18 protein-coding genes are annotated in these 20,980 nt (G+C 68.0%); 9 read left to right on the top strand and 9 right to left on the bottom strand.

Features of this window, described 5'->3' with window-relative positions; translation table 11 throughout:
• Positions 1-2: 2 nt before the first annotated feature.
• The 3 genes from nbtC to ACFVVI_RS21580 are packed head-to-tail and all read right to left on the bottom strand — an operon-like array spanning position 3 to position 5,201.
• Positions 3-3,146 carry a nocobactin polyketide synthase NbtC gene (gene nbtC / locus ACFVVI_RS21590; RefSeq protein ID WP_387446474.1) on the bottom strand — a complete coding sequence of 1,048 codons (3,144 nt, stop codon included), beginning with the start codon at positions 3,144-3,146 and terminating at the stop codon, positions 3-5.
• Positions 3,139-4,452, bottom strand: coding sequence for a polyketide synthase (locus ACFVVI_RS21585; RefSeq protein ID WP_378993669.1), 1,314 nt, complete (start codon positions 4,450-4,452; stop codon positions 3,139-3,141). Before ACFVVI_RS21585 ends, nbtC begins: the two co-directional genes overlap by 8 nt.
• Entirely contained in the window at positions 4,449-5,201 is a 753-nt protein-coding gene (locus ACFVVI_RS21580) for a thioesterase II family protein (protein WP_387446473.1), read from the bottom strand. The genes ACFVVI_RS21585 and ACFVVI_RS21580 overlap by 4 nt, the downstream gene beginning before the upstream one ends.
• Before the next feature lie 255 nt (positions 5,202-5,456).
• Here ACFVVI_RS21580 and ACFVVI_RS21575 point away from each other — a divergent pair, with 255 nt between their 5' ends.
• Entirely contained in the window at positions 5,457-6,119 is a 663-nt protein-coding gene (locus ACFVVI_RS21575; RefSeq protein WP_387446472.1) for a GNAT family N-acetyltransferase, read from the top strand.
• A 62-nt stretch (positions 6,120-6,181) separates the two neighbouring features.
• Here the strand turns inward: ACFVVI_RS21575 and ACFVVI_RS21570 are convergent, their stop codons facing one another.
• Positions 6,182-7,453 carry a SidA/IucD/PvdA family monooxygenase gene (locus tag ACFVVI_RS21570; protein ID WP_378993673.1) on the bottom strand — a complete coding sequence of 424 codons (1,272 nt, stop codon included), beginning with the start codon at positions 7,451-7,453 and terminating at the stop codon, positions 6,182-6,184.
• A 105-nt stretch (positions 7,454-7,558) separates the two neighbouring features.
• On the opposite strand from ACFVVI_RS21570, the gene ACFVVI_RS21565 reads away from it, so the two are divergent.
• The 3 genes from ACFVVI_RS21565 to ACFVVI_RS21555 all read left to right on the top strand — a co-directional run bounded on the left by ACFVVI_RS21565 (position 7,559) and on the right by ACFVVI_RS21555 (position 10,072).
• Positions 7,559-8,266, top strand: coding sequence for a siderophore-interacting protein (locus ACFVVI_RS21565; protein WP_379316193.1), 708 nt, complete (start codon positions 7,559-7,561; stop codon positions 8,264-8,266).
• A 100-nt stretch (positions 8,267-8,366) separates the two neighbouring features.
• Positions 8,367-8,786 carry a TIGR03667 family PPOX class F420-dependent oxidoreductase gene (locus ACFVVI_RS21560; protein WP_387446470.1) on the top strand — a complete coding sequence of 140 codons (420 nt, stop codon included), beginning with the start codon at positions 8,367-8,369 and terminating at the stop codon, positions 8,784-8,786.
• A gap of 74 nt (positions 8,787-8,860) precedes the next feature.
• Positions 8,861-10,072: a pyridoxal phosphate-dependent aminotransferase gene (locus ACFVVI_RS21555; RefSeq protein ID WP_378632188.1), complete on the top strand. Its 1,212-nt coding sequence runs from the start codon at positions 8,861-8,863 to the stop codon at positions 10,070-10,072.
• 147 nt (positions 10,073-10,219) lie between these two features.
• On the opposite strand, the gene ACFVVI_RS21550 is transcribed toward ACFVVI_RS21555, so the two are convergent.
• The gene (locus tag ACFVVI_RS21550) at positions 10,220-11,956 is read right to left on the bottom strand and encodes an ABC transporter ATP-binding protein (protein ID WP_387446469.1); all 1,737 of its coding nucleotides are present in this window, start codon (positions 11,954-11,956) and stop codon (positions 10,220-10,222) included.
• On the bottom strand, positions 11,953-13,785 hold the full coding sequence (locus ACFVVI_RS21545; RefSeq protein WP_387446468.1) for an ABC transporter ATP-binding protein: 1,833 nt from the start codon (positions 13,783-13,785) through the stop codon (positions 11,953-11,955). Before ACFVVI_RS21545 ends, ACFVVI_RS21550 begins: the two co-directional genes overlap by 4 nt.
• A gap of 408 nt (positions 13,786-14,193) precedes the next feature.
• Between ACFVVI_RS21545 and ACFVVI_RS21540 the strand changes: the two genes are divergently transcribed.
• From ACFVVI_RS21540 to ACFVVI_RS21520, 5 genes are all read left to right on the top strand, one after another.
• A complete protein-coding gene (locus ACFVVI_RS21540; protein ID WP_378993683.1) occupies positions 14,194-14,769 on the top strand; it encodes a putative glycolipid-binding domain-containing protein in 576 nt (191 codons plus the stop codon).
• A 70-nt stretch (positions 14,770-14,839) separates the two neighbouring features.
• A complete protein-coding gene (locus tag ACFVVI_RS21535) occupies positions 14,840-15,781 on the top strand; it encodes an RluA family pseudouridine synthase (RefSeq protein WP_387446466.1) in 942 nt (313 codons plus the stop codon).
• Between the two features lie 126 nt (positions 15,782-15,907).
• Positions 15,908-16,642 (top strand): type II CAAX prenyl endopeptidase Rce1 family protein, encoded by a 735-nt coding sequence (locus ACFVVI_RS21530; protein WP_378993687.1) that lies wholly within the window; start codon positions 15,908-15,910, stop codon positions 16,640-16,642.
• 204 nt (positions 16,643-16,846) lie between these two features.
• Positions 16,847-17,683, top strand: a complete 837-nt coding sequence (locus ACFVVI_RS21525) for an SDR family oxidoreductase (RefSeq protein WP_378993721.1) — start codon at positions 16,847-16,849, stop codon at positions 17,681-17,683.
• A gap of 135 nt (positions 17,684-17,818) precedes the next feature.
• Positions 17,819-19,912 (top strand): hypothetical protein, encoded by a 2,094-nt coding sequence (locus tag ACFVVI_RS21520; RefSeq protein WP_387446465.1) that lies wholly within the window; start codon positions 17,819-17,821, stop codon positions 19,910-19,912.
• A gap of 146 nt (positions 19,913-20,058) precedes the next feature.
• Here the strand turns inward: ACFVVI_RS21520 and rpsQ are convergent, their stop codons facing one another.
• The 3 genes from rpsQ to rplP are packed head-to-tail and all read right to left on the bottom strand — an operon-like array spanning position 20,059 to position 20,980.
• Positions 20,059-20,328 (bottom strand): 30S ribosomal protein S17, encoded by a 270-nt coding sequence (rpsQ, locus tag ACFVVI_RS21515; RefSeq protein WP_056818470.1) that lies wholly within the window; start codon positions 20,326-20,328, stop codon positions 20,059-20,061.
• Entirely contained in the window at positions 20,325-20,564 is a 240-nt protein-coding gene (gene rpmC, locus ACFVVI_RS21510) for a 50S ribosomal protein L29 (protein ID WP_056818473.1), read from the bottom strand. The genes rpsQ and rpmC overlap by 4 nt, the downstream gene beginning before the upstream one ends.
• On the bottom strand, positions 20,564-20,980 hold the full coding sequence (gene rplP / locus ACFVVI_RS21505; protein WP_266296839.1) for a 50S ribosomal protein L16: 417 nt from the start codon (positions 20,978-20,980) through the stop codon (positions 20,564-20,566). The genes rpmC and rplP overlap by 1 nt, the downstream gene beginning before the upstream one ends.

Genomic DNA, 20,980 nt, shown 5'->3' with positions numbered 1-20,980 from the left:
CCTCAGCCCTGGTTGGTGTTCTGTGCCATGAGCAGCACGACATCGTCGAGCGATGCGCCGCCGAGAATCGCCGCGACCGGCAGATCGCGATCCAGTTCCGCTCGCACGCGCTTGCGGAAGTCCAAGGCCTGCAAGGAATCGAGGCCGAGTGCGACCAAGGGCATGGTGGCGTCGATGGATTCGGCGCTGTCACCGCCGATCACCTTGAGCAGTTCGGTGCGCATGCGCAGGTCGAGCGGGAAATTATCGGTGGGCGCCGCGGGCGCCGCAGCGGCAACGTCCGCCGGAACCGCACTCACCGTGGCGGCGGGCGCCGGTGCCACCTGCGGTGCGGGCGTGGCGGATTCGAGACCGGTGAGCACGCTGGCCTGGCCGAACGCGCCGAGCACCTCGCGCAGGAAGTCCCAGTCGGCGGCGATGATCATGCCGTCGCGCACCGGCGCGGCGAGCCCTGCCTCGATCGCGTCCGCGGGCACCATCGGGAACACGCCTGCCTCCTCGACCCGGGCGAATCCGGCGTCGTCGAGCGGGCCGGCCACGCTCCACAATCCCCACTGCAGGCTCGCGGCGGCGATGCCACGGGCGCGCAGCCTGCGGGCCGCCACGTCGAGCATGCGGTTGGTCACCGCGTACAGGACCTGTCCGCGTCCGCCCAGCGTCGCCGCCATCGACGAGCACAGCAGAACCCGGCAGTCCACGGTCAGCGCGACCGCGTCGATCAGGTTGTCCAGGCCGCGCAGCTTCGCGGCGGCGGCGGTGCGCACGGCGTCGCCGGTGATCTGGTCGAGTTCGGCGTCCACGTAGTTGACCGCGGCGTGAATCACCAGGTCGACCGGGCGATCGGCGATCTCGGCACCGAACGCCTTGGCGGCGTCGACATCGCTGACATCACACGACCGCACTACGATCTCGGTCGCGCCGATACCGCGCAGCCGAGCCAGTTCCGGTGCCAGCGCCTCGGTTTCGCCGCTGCGGCTCAGCAGCGTGACGCGGCCCGCTCCGGTGCGCGCCAGCTGATCGGCGAACCGCAGACCCAGCTGACCGGTACCACCGACGATCACCACGTGATCGAGATCTGTTCCGAGCGAAGCGGTTTCATTGGTGGTATCGACGACCAGGCGCTTGACGAACAGCTTGCCGGCGCGCAGCGCCAACTCGGCTTCCCCGCTGGAGTGCACCGCACCGACGATCTTGGCGGCCTGGGCGGGAGCGGATTCGGTCGCGGCGAGATCGAGGTGCCGGAAGAGGATTCCCGGGTTCTCGATACCCACACTGCGGAATCCGGCGCTGACACCCGACTGGAACAGCCCGGGAATCGGGTCGCCGTCGTGGACGGTCTCGCCGCCGACGGTCAGCAGCCAGCACTCGCCACCGGGGCGCAGCGCGGACAATGCCGGGGCCCAGGCGCGTTCGGCGTAGAACCGCACCAGCGCGTCGATCGCACCGGCGCTGTCGTCGTCGCCGGCAGCGGGCAACAGCACGACCACGGAGTCGGCGGTGCCCACAGCGTGGTCCCGGGCGTCCTGGCCCGAAGGCGCGTCGGCGGCTCCGATCACGCGCGCGTCGGCGCCGTGGCGGTCCGCGGCGGCCACCAGGGCGGCGGCCAGCTCGGCGCATTCGCCGGTGTGGTCGACGACGAGGAGACTGCGCGGCGCGGTCAGCGCGCGACGCTGCACCGGAATCCACTGTTCCACCAGCCGTTGCGGTTTCGGGGTGGAGACCACGAGTTCGGCGGGGGTCTCATGGGCGCCGAGGGGAGCCCACAGTCGCTTGGCGTTGGTGACGGTGTGCGGGAAGTCGCGCAGCGGGAGGCTGACGGTGTCGTCGACTCGCAGTGCGTCCCAGCGGTAGTCGATGTCGAGGACAGCGACCTGGGCGAGATTGCGGGTGAACTCCGAGAGCCCGTCCGCGGTGCGCAGCGACGTGCCGAGGACGCGGAAATCCCGCGCGGGCAGGCCGGGACGGTTCGGGACCAGGCTGAGGTTTTCCTGGATGGCCAGTTGCAGCACAGGGTGTTCGGCGACCTCGATCAGCAGGTCGACGCCGTCACTGCCCGCGCTGACCACGGCGCGGTCGAACCGGACGCGGTTGCGCAGGTTCCAGTACCAGTACTCCTCCTGCTTGAGGTCGGGCGTGATCATCTCGCCGAGAGTCGCTCCGTAACACGGGATCTCGGAGGCGGAGAAGTTCGGTGCGCTCATCTCGTCACCGAGGAAGCCTTCGAACTCGGCCCGTACCTCGGCGACGATGGAGGTGTGTGCCGGGAAGGCGACCCGGATCTCCCGCGCGAACTGGCCGCGCGCGGTAGCGGCGGCCACCAGATCGACGACGGCGCCGCGTTCACCGGAGATGGCGATGATGTGCGGCGAGTTGACGACCGCGAGCTCGGCCCACCCCGAGTGCCGCGCCATCAGCGCTTCCACGCTCTCGCGGTCCATCCCGAAGACCGCCATCGAATAGCCGCGCGGGGACAGCCGGTCCGCGAGCAGGGCGCGATGGGTCACCGCGAGCACCGAGTCACGCAGCGTCATCACGCCGGAGACCGCGCCCGCGGCGAGTTCGCCCTGGCTGTGGCCGATGGTCGCGTGCGGATCCACCCCCGCGGCTCGCCACACCGCGGCCAGGCCCGTCATGTGGAACATCAACGCGGGCTGCACTTCCCACACCGTGTCCTCGTACTGCCCCTCGTTACCGAGCAGGTAGTGCAGCGGCTGGGAATGCCCGAAGCGTTCGGCGTGAACGGCGGCGCATTCGTCGACCACCGCGCGGTAGTCGGCCGACAGCTCATAGAACGTCGCGCCCATGCCGGGCCGCTGACTGCCCTGGCCGGGGAAGACGAACCCGATCCGGCGCGCGCTCGCCGGCACGTCGCCGTGCACGACGAGTGCGTGCTCGGAGCCGGTCGCGATCGCGTCGAGTGCGGACAACAGCTCATCGGTCGCCCCCGTCGGCGACGCCAGGATCAGCGCCCGGCGACGACGGGGCACGCGGGTGCGCAACAGCATGTCCGACAATCGTTGCGCGCTCGCCTCGGGATGCGCGGCAACATAGGCACGCAGGGCGGCCGCCTCGGCGCGCAGTCCGTCGACACTGTCGGAGGACAGCAGGACGGGAACGCTGCCGTCCGGTAAGCGGTACTCAGCCATGGTTGGTCTCCTCCAGCACCGGCAGGCCGACGATGGCGTGCGCGTTGGTTCCCGCGACGCCGAACGAGGACACCGCGGCATAGCGCAGGCCGTCCGCGCGCGGCGCCCAGTCGGTGAGTTCGGCGGCCAGGCGCAAACTGGTCGCGTCCCAGTCGATCTCGGTGTTGGGCGCGTCTGCCCACAGGCTCGGTGCGATGGCGCCGTGCGCACCGCACAGCAGCACCTTGATGAGCCCGAGCATCCCCGACGCCGCCTGGGCGTGGCCGGTGTTGGACTTCACCGAGCCGAGCAGAGGTCCGTCGGTGCGGTCCGGGTTGCCGTAAGTCGCTGCCAGCGCGGTCAATTCGAGCGGGTCGCCGACGGCGGTGCCGGTGCCGTGGCCTTCGATCAGGCCGATGTCGTCGGCGCTGATCCCGGCCGCGGCGACCGTGTCCTCGATCAGCCGCTGCTGAGCGCCCGCGCTCGGCACCGCGATCGGGGCGCCGGAACCGTTGTGGTTGACCCGCGAACCGAGCAGCTGCCCGTAGATCCGGTGCCCCAGCGCCTTCGCCCGCGATTCCCGTTCCAGCACGATGACTCCCGCGCCCTCTGCCCAGAGGGTGCCGGTGGGGTCGGCGGCGTAGGAACGGCAGTGGCCGTCGGTGGCGAGGGCGTTGTTCTTGGAGAACTCGTAGAACGCGCCGGGCGAACCCATCACGCACACTCCGCCGGCCAGCGCCCATTCGCACTCGCCCGCGCGGATCGCCGAAGCCGCCTGGTGCACGGCGGTCAGCGACGACGCGCACGCGGTGTCCACACTGATCGAGGGACCGACCAGGCCGAGGCCGTGGGAGATGCGCCCGGCGACCGCGCCGAGCGCCGTCCCTGTGGCGCGATAGCCGCTGTACTCGTTCACCGAGCCCACCCGTGGCCCGTATTCGACGGTCGAGACGCCCATCCACACACCGGCCGAATCACCGTCCAGCGCACCGGGATTGATGCCCGCGTGCTCGAGCGCACGCCACGCGACCCGCATGGCCACGCGCTGCTGCGGATCCATCGCCACCGCTTCGCGCGGGGTGATGCCGAAGAACTGCGCGTCGAAGTCGGTCGCGCCGTCGAGGAACCCGCCCGCGTCACGGACCGGCGCCCAGCCTTCGAGCCTGCCGAGGGCGAACAGCTCGTCGAGCGGCCAGTCACGGTCGCGCGGGAACGGGCCGATCAGCTCACGCCCGGAAGCGAGGGCGGACCAGAAGTCGGGCAGGGTCTCGACGCCGCCGGGGGCTTCGACACCCATCCCGACGATCACGATGGGATCGGAGTTCATCGCGCGAGCGCCTTGCCGACGAGCGCCTCGGCGATACCGTCGATGTTCTCGTCGAGGTAGAAGTGACCGCCCTCGAACAGGTTGACCTCGATCTCGGCGGTGGTGCTCTGGTCCCAGCCGTAGAGGTCGCGCGGCCCGACGAACGGGTCGTCATCGCCACCGAGCACCAGCACGGGTGTCGCGACAGCCACGTCGGGACCACAGGAATAGGCGTCGAAGGCGCGGTAATCGGCCTTCAGGACCGGCAGCGCCATCCGCATCACCTCACGGCTGGCCATCACGTCGGCGCCGGTGCCGTTGAGCGTGGCCATGTGGTCGAGCAATTCGTCGTCCTCGGTGGGATGTGCGGGGAGCTCGGCGATTCGGTGCGGTGCGGCGGCAGCGGAGACCACCAGCAAACGCACGGACAACCCCGCGGCCTCGGCCAGCCGGACGAATTCGAACGCGACGATGGAGCCCATGCTGTGGCCGAAGACGGTGAGCGATGCGCCGGTGTTGTGCGCGGAGTCGCGGAACGCCTCGAAGGCGCCGGCGGCCAGCTCGGGCAGAGTCTGCGCGGCGGCTTCGCGCGCGCGGTCCTGACGGCCGGGGTACTGGACGATCGCGGTGTCGAAGTCGGCGGCCATACGCTTGGCGAACACCCGATATGCCGAGGCGCCCGCGCCCGCGTGCGGGAAGACGATCAGCGGCGGTAGGGAATCGGTCCTGGGGGCCTGAAATTGCCTGATCCAGCCGAGTTCTCTTGCCATGTCGCTCTCCCTCACCGGCCGCGCAAAGCTGCGCGGCCGTTTCGCACTATCCAAACGCCGCGCTCACGCACGGGCCCGCCCGGCGCTGTCGTCCGGGACGGGGCGAATCCTGTTGCATCCGAATCCGACCCGAATCGGGAACGGCCCGGCTATCACCGGGCGATCGGTCGGGCAACAGTAACACCCAGCCATTAGTATAGGCTAGCCTTACCAATCGAGGTGACCAAGGTTACGATTGAACGGAGCACCGAGTAGATGAACCCCGCCGGGACCCCCACCGCGCTGCCCCGCGAGCAGACCGATCTGCCCGCCGAGGTGGCCGCCGCGCCCGCACCCGTGCTGCCGGTCTTCGCGGCGCCGTTCAGCCTGCGCCTGGCCGATCCCGACGGCACCGATCCCGAGCTGCTCGCCGAATGGATGGCCCGCCCACACCTGCTCGAATCCTGGGAACAGGACTGGGACGCCGACCGCCGCCGCGAGAACTTCCGCGCCCAGCTGGCCGGAACCTATTCCCGCCCGTGCATTCTCAGCCTGGACTTCACCGTCCTCGGCGAGCCCGAACTCGGTGTGCGCGACATCGCCTACCTGGAGTTCTACCGCGCCGCCAAGGACGAGATCGGTCGCTTCTACGACAGCGACCCCAGCGATACCGGCTTCCACATCGCCACCGCCGACACCGCGGTGATCGGCAAGGGCATCATGTCCGCCTGGATCTCCACCATGACCACCGCCGTCTTCGCGGCCGATCCCGCTTGCCGCCGCGTGTTGGCCGACCCCGACCACCGCAACGTGGCGATCGCCCGCAGCCTGGCCAAGGCCGGGTTCCAGCCGATCGGCGAGATCGACGTCCGTCCCGACCGGCGGATCGCGTTGCAGTACGTCCCGCGCACTCCGGAAGACATCATCGCGCCGCGTTGAGCGCAAGAAAGCCGAACACAAAAGAGCCCCCTCTCGACGAGAGGGGGCTCTTTTGTGTGCACTCAGCGCGCGATGGCGGCAGCCCGCGCCCGAGCAGGCACCGTTTGCAGCACCCGGTCCGAAAGTTCGCCGAGGCAACTGAGGTTCGGGAACCCCGGCCCCTGCGCCATCGCGGCCATATTGGGCAGATAGAGCTTGCCGCCGAGCCCGGTGACCGCCAGGTCGTAGCCGATCGACGACTCGATCCGCGACTGCGTCAACGCACCGCCAACGGCGAGCTCGAGCCGATCCGCGGTCCGCTGATCGAACATCTCGAGGAACCACAGCGGCTGACCACCGGTGGCATCCACCACCAGGTCGAAGTTGTGGACCTGGTCGGCGCGCAACTCGTTGCTCAGCGTCAAGGCCAGTGATTCGCCCTGCGGCGCGATCTTGGTGACCCGCCCCTGCAGGTGATGAACGCGGTTGTCGCCCAACAGACTTTCCTGCACACGCACCGAGAACACCCCGCGGTCGGTGCGCCGGATCACGTCGCGCCGTTCCTGGATGCTCAGCGCCGCCCACTTCACAGGGTCGCTGAACAGCGAGTTCTCGAAGAAGCTCTCGCCACGGGTGTAGAGGGTGGCCAGCGGCGAGATCACCGAGATGGTGAGCATCTCGTGGCGAACCAGCTCGTCCAGCGCCGAACCGCCGGTCTCGCCGCCACCGATCACCGCGGCGCGGGAGGCGGCGGGCAGCGTGCGTTTGCCTGCCCGGTCCCAGAATTCGGCGATGCTGAGCACACGGGGATGGTCGAGGAGAGCGCGGCTGCTGCGGCCGGGGCCGGTGATCATCAGGCCGTCGGCGGTGAGCCGGCTCTGCGCGCCGTCGGCGTCGACCACGTCGACCTGCCACTGCTCACCGTCGCCGTGACCGATCTTGTCCACCCGACCGAGCACCAGCTCTAGGTCGATGGACTTCGCGACCCACTGCAGGTACTTGGCCCACACATGGTGTTGCGGACTCGGCCTGCCGCGGTCGATCCACTCGGCATAGGTGCCGTGTTCGATCAGGAACGTGGTCCAGCTGAACGCGGCCATCGCGTGATCGATATCGCGGTTGCGCCCGCGCGCCCAGGTGGAGTGGTACGGGAAGCCGACGTCCTTCTCGGGGCTGGTGCCCAGCCGGTGCTGCCCGTCGGTCCAGCCGCCGGTGGGCAGCCAGTTGCCGCCGACGGCATGCGCCTCGACCACGACCACGCGCGGAGCGGGCATCCCGAGGGAGCGCAGAACGTGTGATTTAGTCGCCACCGCAAGGGCTTTCGGCCCAGCACCGACTACCAGGAGGGTATCCACCGGTTCGTTCTCCACTCTCTCACGCACCAGCCCATATTTGCATAGGCTTACCTTATTTAACCACCGGAGCAGACAAACAAGTGTCGTTAGGCTAACCTAACGAACATGGGTAAGGGATTGAACGGTCTGATAACCAAGGCCTGGGGCGGCGCCGACTACCGGCTGACAGTGACCTCCAACGAGGAGATCACCGACAAGTTCATCCGCATCGGCTTCACCGCGGGCGGCCTGCTCGCCGACCACCCGGTGCACCCCACCCAGTGGATCCGCCTGTGGATCCCCGACGCGACCAGCGACAAGCTGCACCACCGCGGCTACACGCTGGTCGACCAGAACCCCGACGAAGACACGATGAGCATAGATTTCGCTCTGCACAACGGTCCGGCGGCCGACTGGGCCCGCCGCGCGAAGCCGGGCGACCTGCTCGACGCCACCGTGCTCGGCTCGGACTTCCAGCTCCCGGAGCAGACCCCGAGCGAGTACGTCATCTTCGGCGACACCGCCTCGCTGCCCGCCATCAACTCGCTGCTCGACGCCATCGGCGACACCCCCGCGCGAGTCTGGCTGGAATGGCAGTACGAGTCCGACAAGACCATCCCGGTCAACAACAAGCCCCACCACACCCTCACCTGGCTCCAGCGCGTCGACGACGGCCGCCTGCTGCGCGAGGCCGCGCAGGAAATCACCTGCGTCCCTGGCACTTACGGCTGGGTCACCTGCGACGGCCACACCACCCGCTCGATCGTGAAGTCCCTCAAGACCCAGCACGCCCTGCCCAAGACCTCGATCAAGGCGCAGGCCTACTGGAAGTAAGCGAACCGGTTCCGCGACAGCCCGCGAGGCGGGTGGCGGGCCGACAGGATTTCGGCGAGGGTGGGGGTGGAAGTTGTCCCCTGCCTGCGAGGAGAGCACCGTGTCCATTCTCGATGCCGCTACCCCCTTCGGCGAAGAGGTCGGCAAGCGACTGGCCGAGGAACACGTGATCTGGTTGACCACCATCGGCGCGGACACCACCCCGCAGCCGAACCCGGTGTGGTTTCACTGGGAGAACGACGAGTTCCTCATCTTCACCATGCCCGAGGCCAAGAAGCTGCGGCACCTCGCGCACAATCCGCGGGTCGCGCTCAACTTCAACGCCACCGACAGCGGTGGCGAGGTCGCCGTCTTCACCGGCACGGCACGCGTGAACGAAGCGCCCACCGAAGACGAGATCGCCCACTACGCAAGGAAATACACCAGGGGCTTCGTCGACATCAAGATGACCCAATCGGAATTCTTCGAAGCCTACTCGGTGCCGATCCGTGTCGCCCCGGACCGCCTGCGCGGCTTCTGAACTGCCGCGGTGCGTGCGCCGGAACCCGGCGAGTACTGTGGCGAGCTCCGTCCGTATCACGGTGGGGAGCCGACATGCAGTTCAAACAGTCGAGCAAGCTCGCGAATGTTTCCTATGAGATCCGCGGCCCGATAGCCGAGCACGCCGCTCGACTCGAGGTCGAGGGACACCGGGTGATCAAACTCAATACCGGTAACCCGATGCAGTTCGGCTTCGACGCACCATCGGAGCTGCTGCGCGACATCATCGCCAACCTGCCGTCGTCGGCGGGCTACGCGACCTCCAAGGGGTTGCTGCCCGCCCGGCGCGCGGTGGTGCAGTACTACGAGGGCCGCGGCGTCGACGACCTCGATATCGAAAACGTCTTCCTCGGCAACGGCGCGTCCGAACTCATCATGATGGCGATGACCGCGCTCATCGAGAACGGCGACGAAGTCCTCGTCCCCGCACCCGATTTCCCGCTGTGGACCGCCGCCGTGCATCTCAACGGCGGTAAGGCGGTGCACTACCTGTGCGACGAGAGCGCCGACTGGTATCCCGACATCGCCGACATCGCCGCCAAGATCACCGACCGCACGCGCGCCATCGTGATCATCAACCCGAACAATCCGACGGGCGCGGTGTATCCGACCGAGGTGCTCGAGCAGATGCTCGAACTCGCCCGCCAGCACAATCTGATCGTCTGCTCCGACGAGATCTACGACAAGATCCTCTACGACGACGTCGCCCACACCGTCACCGCCTCGCTCGCGCCCGACCTGCTGTGTCTGACGTTCAACGGCTTGTCCAAGGCCTACCGGCTCGCCGGTTTCCGGTCCGGCTGGCTCACCGTCTCCGGCCCGACCCGCCATGCCGAGAGCTACCTCGAGGGCCTGACGATGCTGTCGGGACTGCGGCTGTGCGCGAATGTTCCCGCACAGCAGGCTGTGCAGGCGGCGCTGGGCGGGCACCAGAGCATCCACGAACTCACCCTGCCCGGTGGTCGACTACTCGAACAGCGCGATCGGGCGTGGACCGCCCTCAACGCGATTCCGGGCGTGTCCTGTGTGAAGCCGAAGGGCGCGCTCTACGCCTTCCCCAAGCTCGACCGCGCGACCTACCGGATCGACAACGACGAGAAGTTCGTGCTGGACCTGTTGCTGGCCACCAAGATTCACGTCGTGCAGGGCACCGGCTTCAACTGGCCCTCCCCCGACCACTTCCGCATCGTCACCCTGCCGCAAGCCGATGAGCTCGACCAGATCATCGGCAGGATCGGCGAATTCCTCTCCACCTACCACCAGTAACACAAGCGGCTGGCGCCGCACTTCTCGGCCCTGTTCCCCACCTCTTCCCTCCCTCCGGGCACTCCTTCGTCGCACCCTCCACTCAGTCCAGAGGCGGGCGGGCCGAGAAGCCTCGGCGGTGTCGCGACACCGCCGAGGCCCTGGCGTTTACGCGGAGACCGGCTCCAGACGCCAGCCGGTTGCCCGCTCGCGCTCGTTCCAGAACGCGGCGTAGCGACCGTTCAGCGCGAGCAGTTCCGCGTGCGTACCACGTTCGGCGATCCGGCCCCTGTCCAGGAAGAGGATCTGGTCGGCATGGGCGATCGTCGAGAGACGGTGCGCCACGACGAGAACCGTCTTGTCCCTGGTGAGTTCGTGGATGCCACGAACCACCACGGCCTCGCTGTGCGGGTCCAGCGCACTGGTCGCCTCGTCGAGCAGGACGATCGGGGCGTCCTTGAGCAGGGCGCGAGCGATCGAAACCCGTTGACGCTCACCGCCCGACAGCGAGGTGCCGCCTTCGCCGACGGTGGTGTCGAAACCGTCCGGGAGGCGATCGACGATCTCGTCGACCCTGGCCGCCACCGCCGCGCGGTGCAGCTCGTCGTCGGTGGCGTCGGGCTTGCCGATGCGGATGTTGTCGGCGACCGAGCGGTTGAACAGGTAGACGTTCTGGAAGACCAGCGAGAGCTGGTCGAGCAGGGTGTCCGAAGGTTGCCTGCGCACATCGTGTTCGCCCACCGAGACCGCGCCGGAATCGACATCGTAGAAGCGGGCGGCCAAGCGCAGCAGGGTGGTCTTGCCGGAACCACTGGGTCCGACGATGGCGGTGGTGGTGCCGGCGGGGACGGTGAAGGTCAGGTCCGACAGGACCGGTTCGCCGGGGCGGTAGCCGAAGCTCACCTCGTCGAAGACCACCGCGGGCGCACCGGGAGTGACCGGTTCGGTCGCGGCGGGCAGGGGTGATTCGGCGAGCAGGTCGGTGATGCGGTCGGCGGCCGCGGCGGCCGAGCGCAGGGCCGTACCCAACTGGGCGGCCTGGTTCACCGGTTCGATGAAGCGCGCGCTCACCGCGATCAGCGCGATGGCCGCGGCGGCCGAGATCGCGCCATCGGTCACCTGGACGACCGCGATATACGCGAGCACCAGGAACACGGCCTGCACGAACAGCGCGAACACGGTCAGCCCCGGCACGGTCGCGACCATCATCTTCAGCACGGCCGAACGTTGCCGCACCAGTGCCGAATCCAGCTTCTTGTTCCCCGCGCCGACCGCACCGAACGCGCGCAGCACCGGCTGGGCCTGCGCGAACTCCACCACCCGCGAGTCGGCCTCGGCCGCGGCGGCGTGCAGCCGGGCGTCGGCGCCGGTGTAGGCGCGATTGGCGAGATTGTTCACCAGGTAGAGCACCGGTGCGGCGAGCAACATCGCCACGCCCACGCGCCAGTCGATGAACAGCATCCCGATCGCGACGACCAGCGGCACGATGACGCCGGTGAGCACCTTGGTGAGCAGATAGGCGATCAGGCCCTGCATTTCGCGCACCTGCTCGACCATCACCCGCGAGAGTGGGCCCGCGTCACGATCTTCGAACCAGCCCAGCGGCAACGCGTTGAGCTGATCGCCGAGCCGGGTCTGCAGACCGCGCTGCATGCCGAGGCCGATCCGCAGACCGATCACGGCCTGCAGGTAACCGAAGACGACCACACCGGCCACGGCGACGGCCATGCCGAGCGCCCACAGCCACGCGCCGCTGAGATCGTCACCGAACAGCGCTTCCAGCACCGGAACCAGCAGCAGATACGCGATGGCCTGGCACAGCGCCTGCACTACGATCACGCCGAGCAGCCGCGAGATCAGGGGGGCGAACTCGTCGGGGACGAGCCGGAAAACCTTGCGAATCATCGTGTTTCCTCCACCAGGGCGAGCGCGCCGAGGGCAGCTTCGTTGATCTCCCACAGCCGCTGATACAGGCCACCGCCGGCCCGCAGTTCCGCGTGCGTGCCCTGTTCGACCAGGGTTCCGTTGTCCAGCACCAGGATTCGATCGACTCCGGTGATGGTGTGCAGGCGGTGCGCGATGACCAGCACCGTGCGCCCGGCGACCAGGGCCGCCAGTGCGTCCTGGACCGCGGCCTCGGATTCGGGATCGGCGAACGCGGTCGCCTCGTCGAGGACGAGGACCGGGGTGTCGGCCAGCAGTGCGCGGGCGATCGACAGCCGCTGTGCCTCGCCGCCCGACAGCGTGGCGTCGACGCCGATCTCGGAGTCGTAGCCGCGGGGCAGCGCCAGGATCCGGTCGTGGATCTGAGCGGCCCTGGTGGCGCGTTCGATGGCCTCGGTGTCCGCGCCGGGGCGGGCCAGCAGGAGGTTCTCGCGAATGGTGCCGCGGATCAGGCGCACGTCCTGGAACACGAATCCGACCGTGCGATAGAGCTCTTCGCTGGTGAATTCGCGAATATCGCGGCCGTCGATGGTGATTCGCCCCGCACCCACGTCGTAGAAGCGCGGCAGCAGCTTCGCCAGGGTCGACTTGCCGGAACCGCTCGGGCCGACCAGCGCGGTGATGGTGCCGGGGGTCAGTTCGAGGTCGATGCCGCGCAGCACGTCGTGGCCGGTGCGGTAGGCGAACTCGACGCCTTCGAAACCCACGATGCCGGTCTGCGCGCCCGCGGGCGTTTCGGCGATCTCCAGTTCCGGGGTCTGCAGGAGTTCGTGCAGGCGCAGGGCCGCGGCGCCACCGGCGCGCAGGGCCTGCGAACCGTAGCCGAGGCCGAGCAGCGAACTACCGATACCCAGCCCGACCAGCAGGAACGGCAGCAGATCGAGCGGGTCCACCCAGCCGAATCCCACACCGGCGAGACCACCGAGGACCACCACCAGCATGACGAACACGGGCATCACCACGATGTCGGAGGCCGCCTGCACGCGAATGATCGGCGTCTTCATCCGATGCGCTGCCTGGACCTGACCTTCGACGGCGTCCTGGAACTCCCTGTGCGCCTTGCCCGCCTGACCGAACGCCCGGACCACCTGGATACCGTCGACGAACTCGACCGTGGCGGCGGACAGGCGGCGCTCCCACCGGGTGTACACCGCGAGGCGATCGCGGCCGTCGCGGTCCATGATCTTGCTGAACAGGATCATGTAGGCGATCAGCGGAATCATCAGTACCAGCGTGAGTCGCCAGTCGACGGTGAACAGGTAGCCGAGGGTGACCAGCGGGACCACCAGCGCGCCGATGAAATCGAGGCGGGCGTGCGCGACCAGGAAATGCAGGGCGTCGACATCGTCGCGCAGATAGCCTTTGACCTCACCGGAGCTGCGCTCGCCGAACCAGCCGAGCGGCACCCGGGTGAGCTTGGCCGCGAGCAGCCTGCGCAGGGTGAGCTGGTAGCCGGCGTCGACCGCGTGCGACCAGCTCAGTGCCACGACCTGGAGCAACGCCCGTACGACGAGCACGATCACGGCCGCGCCGAACAGCCACCACACCCGGTCGGTGTCGACCGGGGAGTTCAGCAGTTCACGGCAGGCCGCCACGATCAGCAGGAACGGGACCACCGAGCACACCGAGGCGAGCGCGACGATCAGGCTCGCCACCGTCAGCATCCCCGATACCGGTGCCAGAATATCCTTGCGCGCCAGCGCTTCCCGCTGCTTCTGCGCTTTCGCTGCCGCCTTGGGCAGCCGGTTCCCCGACTCCGCCCCCGGCGGCGGCGCTACCTGCACCGTCATATCGTTCTCGCCTCTCGACCTGTCCGCGGCAACTCCGCCAAAGGTAGGTTAGCCTAAGTTGAGTGCTTGTGGACGATCGGGGAAGGTTGTGTGAACTGCCCGTCAACCCGTCGGCAATTCACTCTTTCGGGCGTAATTTCCTCCCTACCTCTTGATCTCGTGTAGCGGTGGGAGAACGAAAATGTTTGTCACGTCAATCATTTCAGCAATCGCCGATTGCCATTCCGACCCTGGAAAGCTGTCGCCCGAACAGGCGCATCGGGCGATGCAGATACATCTCGAATGCAGCGTCGACCTGTGCCGGGTGCGACGGCGTGCGCGTCAAGTCCTCGTCGAAGCGAAACTGATGGTGCTCGATCAGCGGGCAGGTTAGCGATTGAGCGACGGAATTGCGGGAATGCGTTTCCCATGTTCACTCCGCTGCCCTCTTCGGCCGCCTGGTTACACCGGGACGCGCGTACCGGATTCGAGGTCACGTATTTCCGTGACGATGCGCGCGGAGTTCTCGTCGAAGGGTGCGCGACGGCGGTCGAGGACGGGATCACCTGGGTGATCGACTACCGGCTGCGGCTCGACGGGAGCTGGCACACCCGGTCGGCGCAGATCGTCGGACGGTATCCCGAGGGCAGGCGGTCGGTGACCGTGCAGTCCGATGGGCTGGGGCGCTGGCAGGTCGACGGCACGGTCGCGCCCGAGCTCGACGGGTGTCTCGATATCGATCTCGAGGCGTCGGCGTTCACCAATGCCTTGCCGGTGCACCGCCTCGGGCTCGCGGTCGGCGACGGTGCCGACGCGCCCGCCGCCTATGTGCGCGCCGCCGACCTCACCGCGGCCCGATTACCGCAACACTATCGCCGGATCGCCGACGGGGTAGGTCAGCGCTACGACTACCGCGCTCCCGAATTCGACTTCCACGCCACCCTGGACTACGACGAGTCGGGTCTGATCATCGACTACCCCGGGCTGGCCACACGCACCGCGTGATCGACGACGTCGAGCAGGTTCCGAGGGGCCGAGAGCAGCCGGCTCCACCGGCTCGACAACACTTCTTCCTATGCGACGTAGGCAGCAGCCGCCGCTGCCGAAACGGCACGGCCTCGATCCCGCCCGACTCCGGCTCCCGGAGGACGGGCAGTGGACGACCGTGCGCGATCACCTCGTCGAGCGGTTGCCGCGGGTGGATCCGGCCAGGATCGACGCGATGCTGGTGGCGGGCGAGATCGTGGATCTGGAAGGTCCGCTGAGACCCGACGCGCCGTTCGTGCCGGGCGGCGCCGTCTGGTTCCACCGCGATCTGCCCGTCGAGACCGAGGTGCCGTTCGAGATCGGGATCGTGCACCGCGACGACGACATCCTCGTGATCGACAAGCCGCACTTCCTGGCGACGATCCCGCGCGGTCAGCACATTCTCCAAACGGCGCTGGTGCGGTTGCGCAACGAGCTCGAACTGCCCGACCTGATCCCGGCGCACCGACTGGACCGGGTCACCGCGGGCCTGCTGCTGTTCGTGGTGAATCCGGCCCGGCGCGGCGCCTATCAGACGATGTTCCACCGCAAGACCGTGCGCAAGGAGTACGAGGCCATCGCGCCCTACGATCCCGCGCTCGCGCTGCCGCGGACCGTGCGCAGCCGGATCATCAAGGAGAAGCAGGTGCTCGCCGCTTTCGAGGTGGACGGCGAGCCCAATGCCGAGACCGAGGTCGAACTGGTCGAACACCGCGACGGGCTCGGGCGCTACCGCCTTCGCCCGCACACCGGGCGAACCCATCAGCTGCGCCTGCATATGAACGGGCTCGGCGTGCCGATTCTCGGCGACGATTTCTACCCCGTGATCACCGATAAGTCGGTCGACGATTACACGCGGCCGTTGCAATTGCTGGCGGCCTCGCTCGAATTCACGGATCCGATCAGCGGGGCCACGCGACGGTTCGAGACGCGGCGCGAGTTGCAGGCCTGGACCGATATGGCCGGATGGTCCGGGTCGGCTGTCGAGTAGCTCACAGCACCGCGCCGACTGTCGATCTTGGTGGGCTCATTCCGGGCCGCTCAACGCGGGGGTAGCGGGTTTTCGCGCATTCACCGGACCGTTTTCGTTTCGTGATATTTCCGTACACTCGGTCGGGTGCCCGTACCCGCCGTCGCCGATTCCCCGCCGAAGCTCCATGCCTACATCGATATCGCGGTGGTCGTCGTCGTGCTGGCAGGCACCAATCTGATCGCTCACTTCACGACCGCGTGGGCCAATATCGTCACCGTTCCCGTCGCGGCGTTCGCGCTCTTGGCGCTGATGCGCAGGCGGGGGCTGGGCTGGGCGGAACTCGGGCTGTCACCCAGGCACTGGAAGCGCGGCACGGTGTACGCGCTCGGTGCCGTCGGGATCGTGCTCACCGCGGTCGCGATCGGCGCTCTCTTGCCGCTCACCAGGCCGTTCTTCCTCGCCGATCGCTACGCCACGATCTCGGGCGCACTGATCGCGTCGATGATCGTGATCCCGCTGCAGACGGTGATCCCCGAAGAACTCGCCTTCCGCGGGGTACTGCACGGCACACTCGACCGGGTCCTCGGTGTCCGCGGTCTCTTCGCCGCCGGCTCGCTGATGTTCGGCCTCTGGCACATCGCGTCTTCGTTCGGCCTCACCTCCGGCAACAAGGGACTGTCCAGCATCGTCGGCGGCGGCGTGCTCGGCCAAATGGCCGGGATAGCACTCGCCGTAGCGGCCACGGCCGCCGCGGGCGTCGTGTTCACCTGGCTGCGCCGCCGCAGCGGTAGCCTTCTCGCACCCATCGCCCTGCACTGGTCGCTCAACGGCGCGGGCGCACTCGCCGCCGCCGTCGTCTGGCACACAGCCCTGCGCTGAAGCCGACCCGAGCTGGGCAGTTGAGCGCCGCGCTGTCAGCCGAGTGTTGTGCATCAGTCGAACGCAGCAGGCGCCTGGTGATCGAGTGTCCAGAAGTCAGCGCTGAGGCTATCGCCGCGTTGTGATGGCGTGGAATACTGGCGACAATTTCTGGCATGACAACATGCCAGATGTAGCGGTTTCCACCGAGAGGGCATGTCCGCCATGAAACGTACGCACACCGGCAGGGTCGTCGCGGTGACCGGCGGTGCCGCTGGGATCGGGCTGGAGATCGCGCGGCAGTTCGCAGGCGCGGGGGCTCGGGTGTGTCTCGGTGACCTGTCGGGCAGCGCGGCGCGCGCGGCCGCGGCCGGGCTGCCGGGAACTGTGCACGGGTGCGAACTCGATGTGACCGACGAGCGGTCGTTTCATGACTTTCTCGCCGTCACCGAGGCGATCCTCGGACCGATCGACGTGCTCGTCAACAATGCCGGGGTGATGTGGGTCGGGTCGTTCGATGCCGAACCCGACAGCGCGACCGCGCGCATGCTCGCGGTGAATCTGCACGGAGTGATCCGCGGGGTGCGACTGGCGGCGCCTGCAATGCGGACACGCGGGCGCGGGCACATCGTCACCATCGCGTCGATCGCGTCCAAGGTCTCCCCCGCCGGTGAAGCGACCTACGCCGCGACCAAACACGGAGTGCTCGGGTATCTGACAGCGGTTCGCGAGGAATTGCGCGGGAGCGGCGTGCGGTTGACGGCGATCATGCCCGGGGTGGTCGAAACCGAATTGGCGGTCGGAACCGATACCGGCGCAGCACAATTGCTTCAGCCCAGCGATGTCGCCACGGCAGTGCTCGAGGTTGTCGCACGGCCGCGATTCGAGGTGACATTGCCCGCGCATCTCGGGCCGCTACTCGGTCTGTCCGGTGCGCTGCCACAGTGGTTGCGCGACTTCGTCTTGCGGCGAACGGTACCGAATCAGGTTGCGGCGGTGGCCGGATCGTCGAGCCGCGCGTCGTATGAGAAACGGCTGCTCGACGGCGACACCGATTCCTGAATTCCGGCGTGTCGCCGCCGGGGATTCGGCGGAATCGACTCGTTGTCGTTGACCGGGGCACGGTCGGCGTTTACGCTCTCTGGCAATCACACATATGTTCGATAGTCCATATGTTCGAGTGGCGGAAGGCGCGACATGTCCGACGATCGGTTGAGCGAGAATGCCGCGATCGCGCCGAACACCGAGATCACGGCGCTCGCCCAGCAGGTCGCCACAGCCCGCGACAAGCTCCCCCTCCAACACGACACGGCCCTCTACGACGCGCTCTCCGACGACGAGATCCGCGCCGAACGGGAACTGGCCGAATGGATTCGCACGCAGCGGCGCACACAGCGTCGGCGCGCCGTGGGCGACGAGCTCGCCGCCGAACAACGCGACCGCCGCACCAGCGCCCTCATCCGCCGCACCGACGAAGCCGACGCGCGCTGGCATCGCAAGGCGCTGGCCGCACGACGACGGGTGTCGAGCGCCGACGCGCGCCTGGCCCAGCTGTACCGGCGGTCGGAATGGTCATCGCGCGCGCTGATCGGGGTCGTCGTTCTCGGCATGGTGTGGGCCGGGGTCAACGTGCAACGCAATCTCGTGCCGAGCGGCGACATGAGCGACCCGCTGTACTGGCTCAGCTACGGCATCGAGGCGATGATCTCGATCCCGATCATCGTCATCATGGTCACCGCGACCACCGCGGCCCGCTGGGGGCGTGAGTTGGAACGCGGCAAGGTAATCGTGTTCGAACTCGCCCTGCTCGGCACCACCATCGCCTTAAACGCGGGCCCCCACCTGGCCGCCGGATCCTTCGGTCGCGCAGCCGAATTCGCCATCGCCCCGGTGATGGTGGGTGTGGTGATCTGGTTGCACGCGTGGGTCTCGGCTCGGTACGCGATGTTGATCGAGAGCGCCTCCGTCGAATTGCCAGGGGACGCCGGGTATTCCGCATCCGAACGGATGGCTTCTCCTGCGTTCCCGCAGCAGGCGGCCGACTCCCTCGCCGCCGACAGGCGGGCGCTCGGGCACACTCTGAGGATCGCAGTCGCGCCCGAACTCCGATCACCGCTGATCGACCCGGCTGTCGTCAGCTCGACCGCTCCGCATTCGGCGGCGAAACACGACCTCCGTGCAACCGCGACCCCCACCGACGTCGCGACTGCCGCGACATTCGGCGGGCACGAGGCCGCGGACGTCGCGACCGAGGCGACCGAGTTCGCCGCCGTGAAAACAGCGTCCGCCGCAGGCACCGACGAATTGATCTCCACCACAACCGGAACGGCTTTCGAGACCGCCGCGGCTTCCGAGCAGGCGAACCCCGCCGACAGCCTCGACCAGCCGATCGTCTCGGAGCCGGTGGTTCGCGATACCTCGGCGCCGCTGGTCGCAGCGGCCGAGGGCATCGCAGCGCCGTCGGCCGAACGCACCTACCCGCACGGCCTGCGCCGCCCGTCCGCCGACAAGCCGAGCGCCCCCGGCACCCTCGAACTCATCCACAAGGCGGCCGCCGACCATCGCCGCAACGGCACCGAGCACGTCGGCCGGACCACTGGGGTCGGCGCGACCTTGCGGCGAATACCGGTCACCGCCGCCGCGCACTCCCCTGCGGGCGAAGCGACCGGTACCGACCCGGTTCCCGAGGCGACGATGCACGCCGGCACCGTCGCCCGTGACCCTGATGGCGACACTCCACCGATCACCGATCCGGTAACGGTGCACAACGATCCCCAGCCCCCCGCCGCGGAGCCGGAGCAACTGACCCTCACCGCCGAACCCGGCGAGCAACTGGCCTTGCAGCCGGCGCCCGCACCACACACCGAGCCCACCCCAGAGCCGGCCGAATCCACCGCCCCAGTCCCCGAGCGGACAGACACCACCGCCTCGACCTCAGCGCCGACGGCAGCCGTCTCGCACCCGACAACAATCCCCGCTGCCGATCTCGACGAGCCCGCGGTACCGGACCCGGTCGACCTGGACGTCCCCGACGAAGACGACGACGATCTCCCGGCCCCCGACGACTTCGACTTCGACGAAGACACCGAGGTCCGCGCCCTGGCCCGCCGCATCGCCCACCGCAGCCCCCTGCGCCTGACCCTCGACCAGATCGAAGAGATCCTCGAACTCACCGACCAGTCCTGGTCGGCCCGCAGCATTGGCAGCGAAGTCGGCGTCCCCAGCAGCACGGTCACCAACATCGTCGAATTCGCCCACAAGATCCGCCAGCCCTACGCCTTCACCGGCTGACCCGGCCCATACCGCAAAGGCCCGCCCCCACACCGGGAGCGGGCCTTTGTCATGTGACGGCATCGGGTCGTCGAACGACGAAGGCCCGCTTCCCAAAAGGGAAACGGGCCTTCGTACAAACGATCTCGATGGATCGAGGAGGGACCTTACTTGGCCTTCTCCAGGACCTCGACCAGACGCCAGCGCTTGGTGGCCGACAGCGGACGGGTCTCCATCAGCTGAACGTGGTCGCCGACGTGGGCGATCTCGTTCTCGTCATGCGCCTTCACCTTGGAGGTGGTGCGAATGATCTTGCCGTAGAGCTTGTGCCGGTGACGGTCTTCCAGCTCGACGACGATCGTCTTGTTCATCTTGTCGGAGACAACGTAGCCGCTGCGTACCTTGCGGCTGTTGCGCTCTTCGGTGTTCTCGCTCATGCCGCATCTCCCTTGCCAGCGGGCGCCGTGGCCAGGCCGAGCTCGCGCTCACGCATGACCGTGTAAATGCGCGCGATCTCGTGGCGGACGACGCGCAGTCGACGGTTGTTGTCGAGCTGACCCGTCGCCATCTGGAAGCGCAGGTTGAACAGCTCTTCCTTCGACTCGCGCAGGCGTGCCACGAGCTCTTCTTCGTTGAGCTCACGGAGCTCTGCGGCCGGTGTTTCGGTAGCCATCAGAACTGCTCCTCCCTGGTCACGATCCTGCATTTCATCGGGAGCTTGTGCATCGCGCGGCGCAGGGCCTCACGAGCGGTCTCCTCGTTGGGGTAAGACATCTCGAACATGACCCGACCGGGCTTCACGTTCGCGACCCACCACTCCGGCGAACCCTTACCGGAACCCATGCGGGTTTCGGCCGGCTTCTTCGTGAGCGGGCGGTCGGGGTAGATGTTGATCCAGATCTTGCCGCCACGCTTGATGTGGCGGGTCATTGCGATACGCGCCGACTCGATCTGACGGTTGGTGACGTAGGCGGGCTCGAGAGCCTGGATGCCGTACTCACCGAAGGCCACCGCGGTGCCGCCCTTGGACATGCCCGAGCGACCGGGGTGGTGCTGCTTGCGGTGCTTGACGCGACGGGGCATCAGCAT

It is taken from the genome of Nocardia sp. NPDC058114 (assembly GCF_042884695.1).
In the GTDB taxonomy this organism is placed as follows: Bacteria; Actinomycetota; Actinomycetes; order Mycobacteriales; family Mycobacteriaceae; genus Nocardia.
The sequence above is the reverse complement of the archived record's forward strand: the minus strand, read 5'-3'. Positions and strand labels throughout refer to the sequence as shown.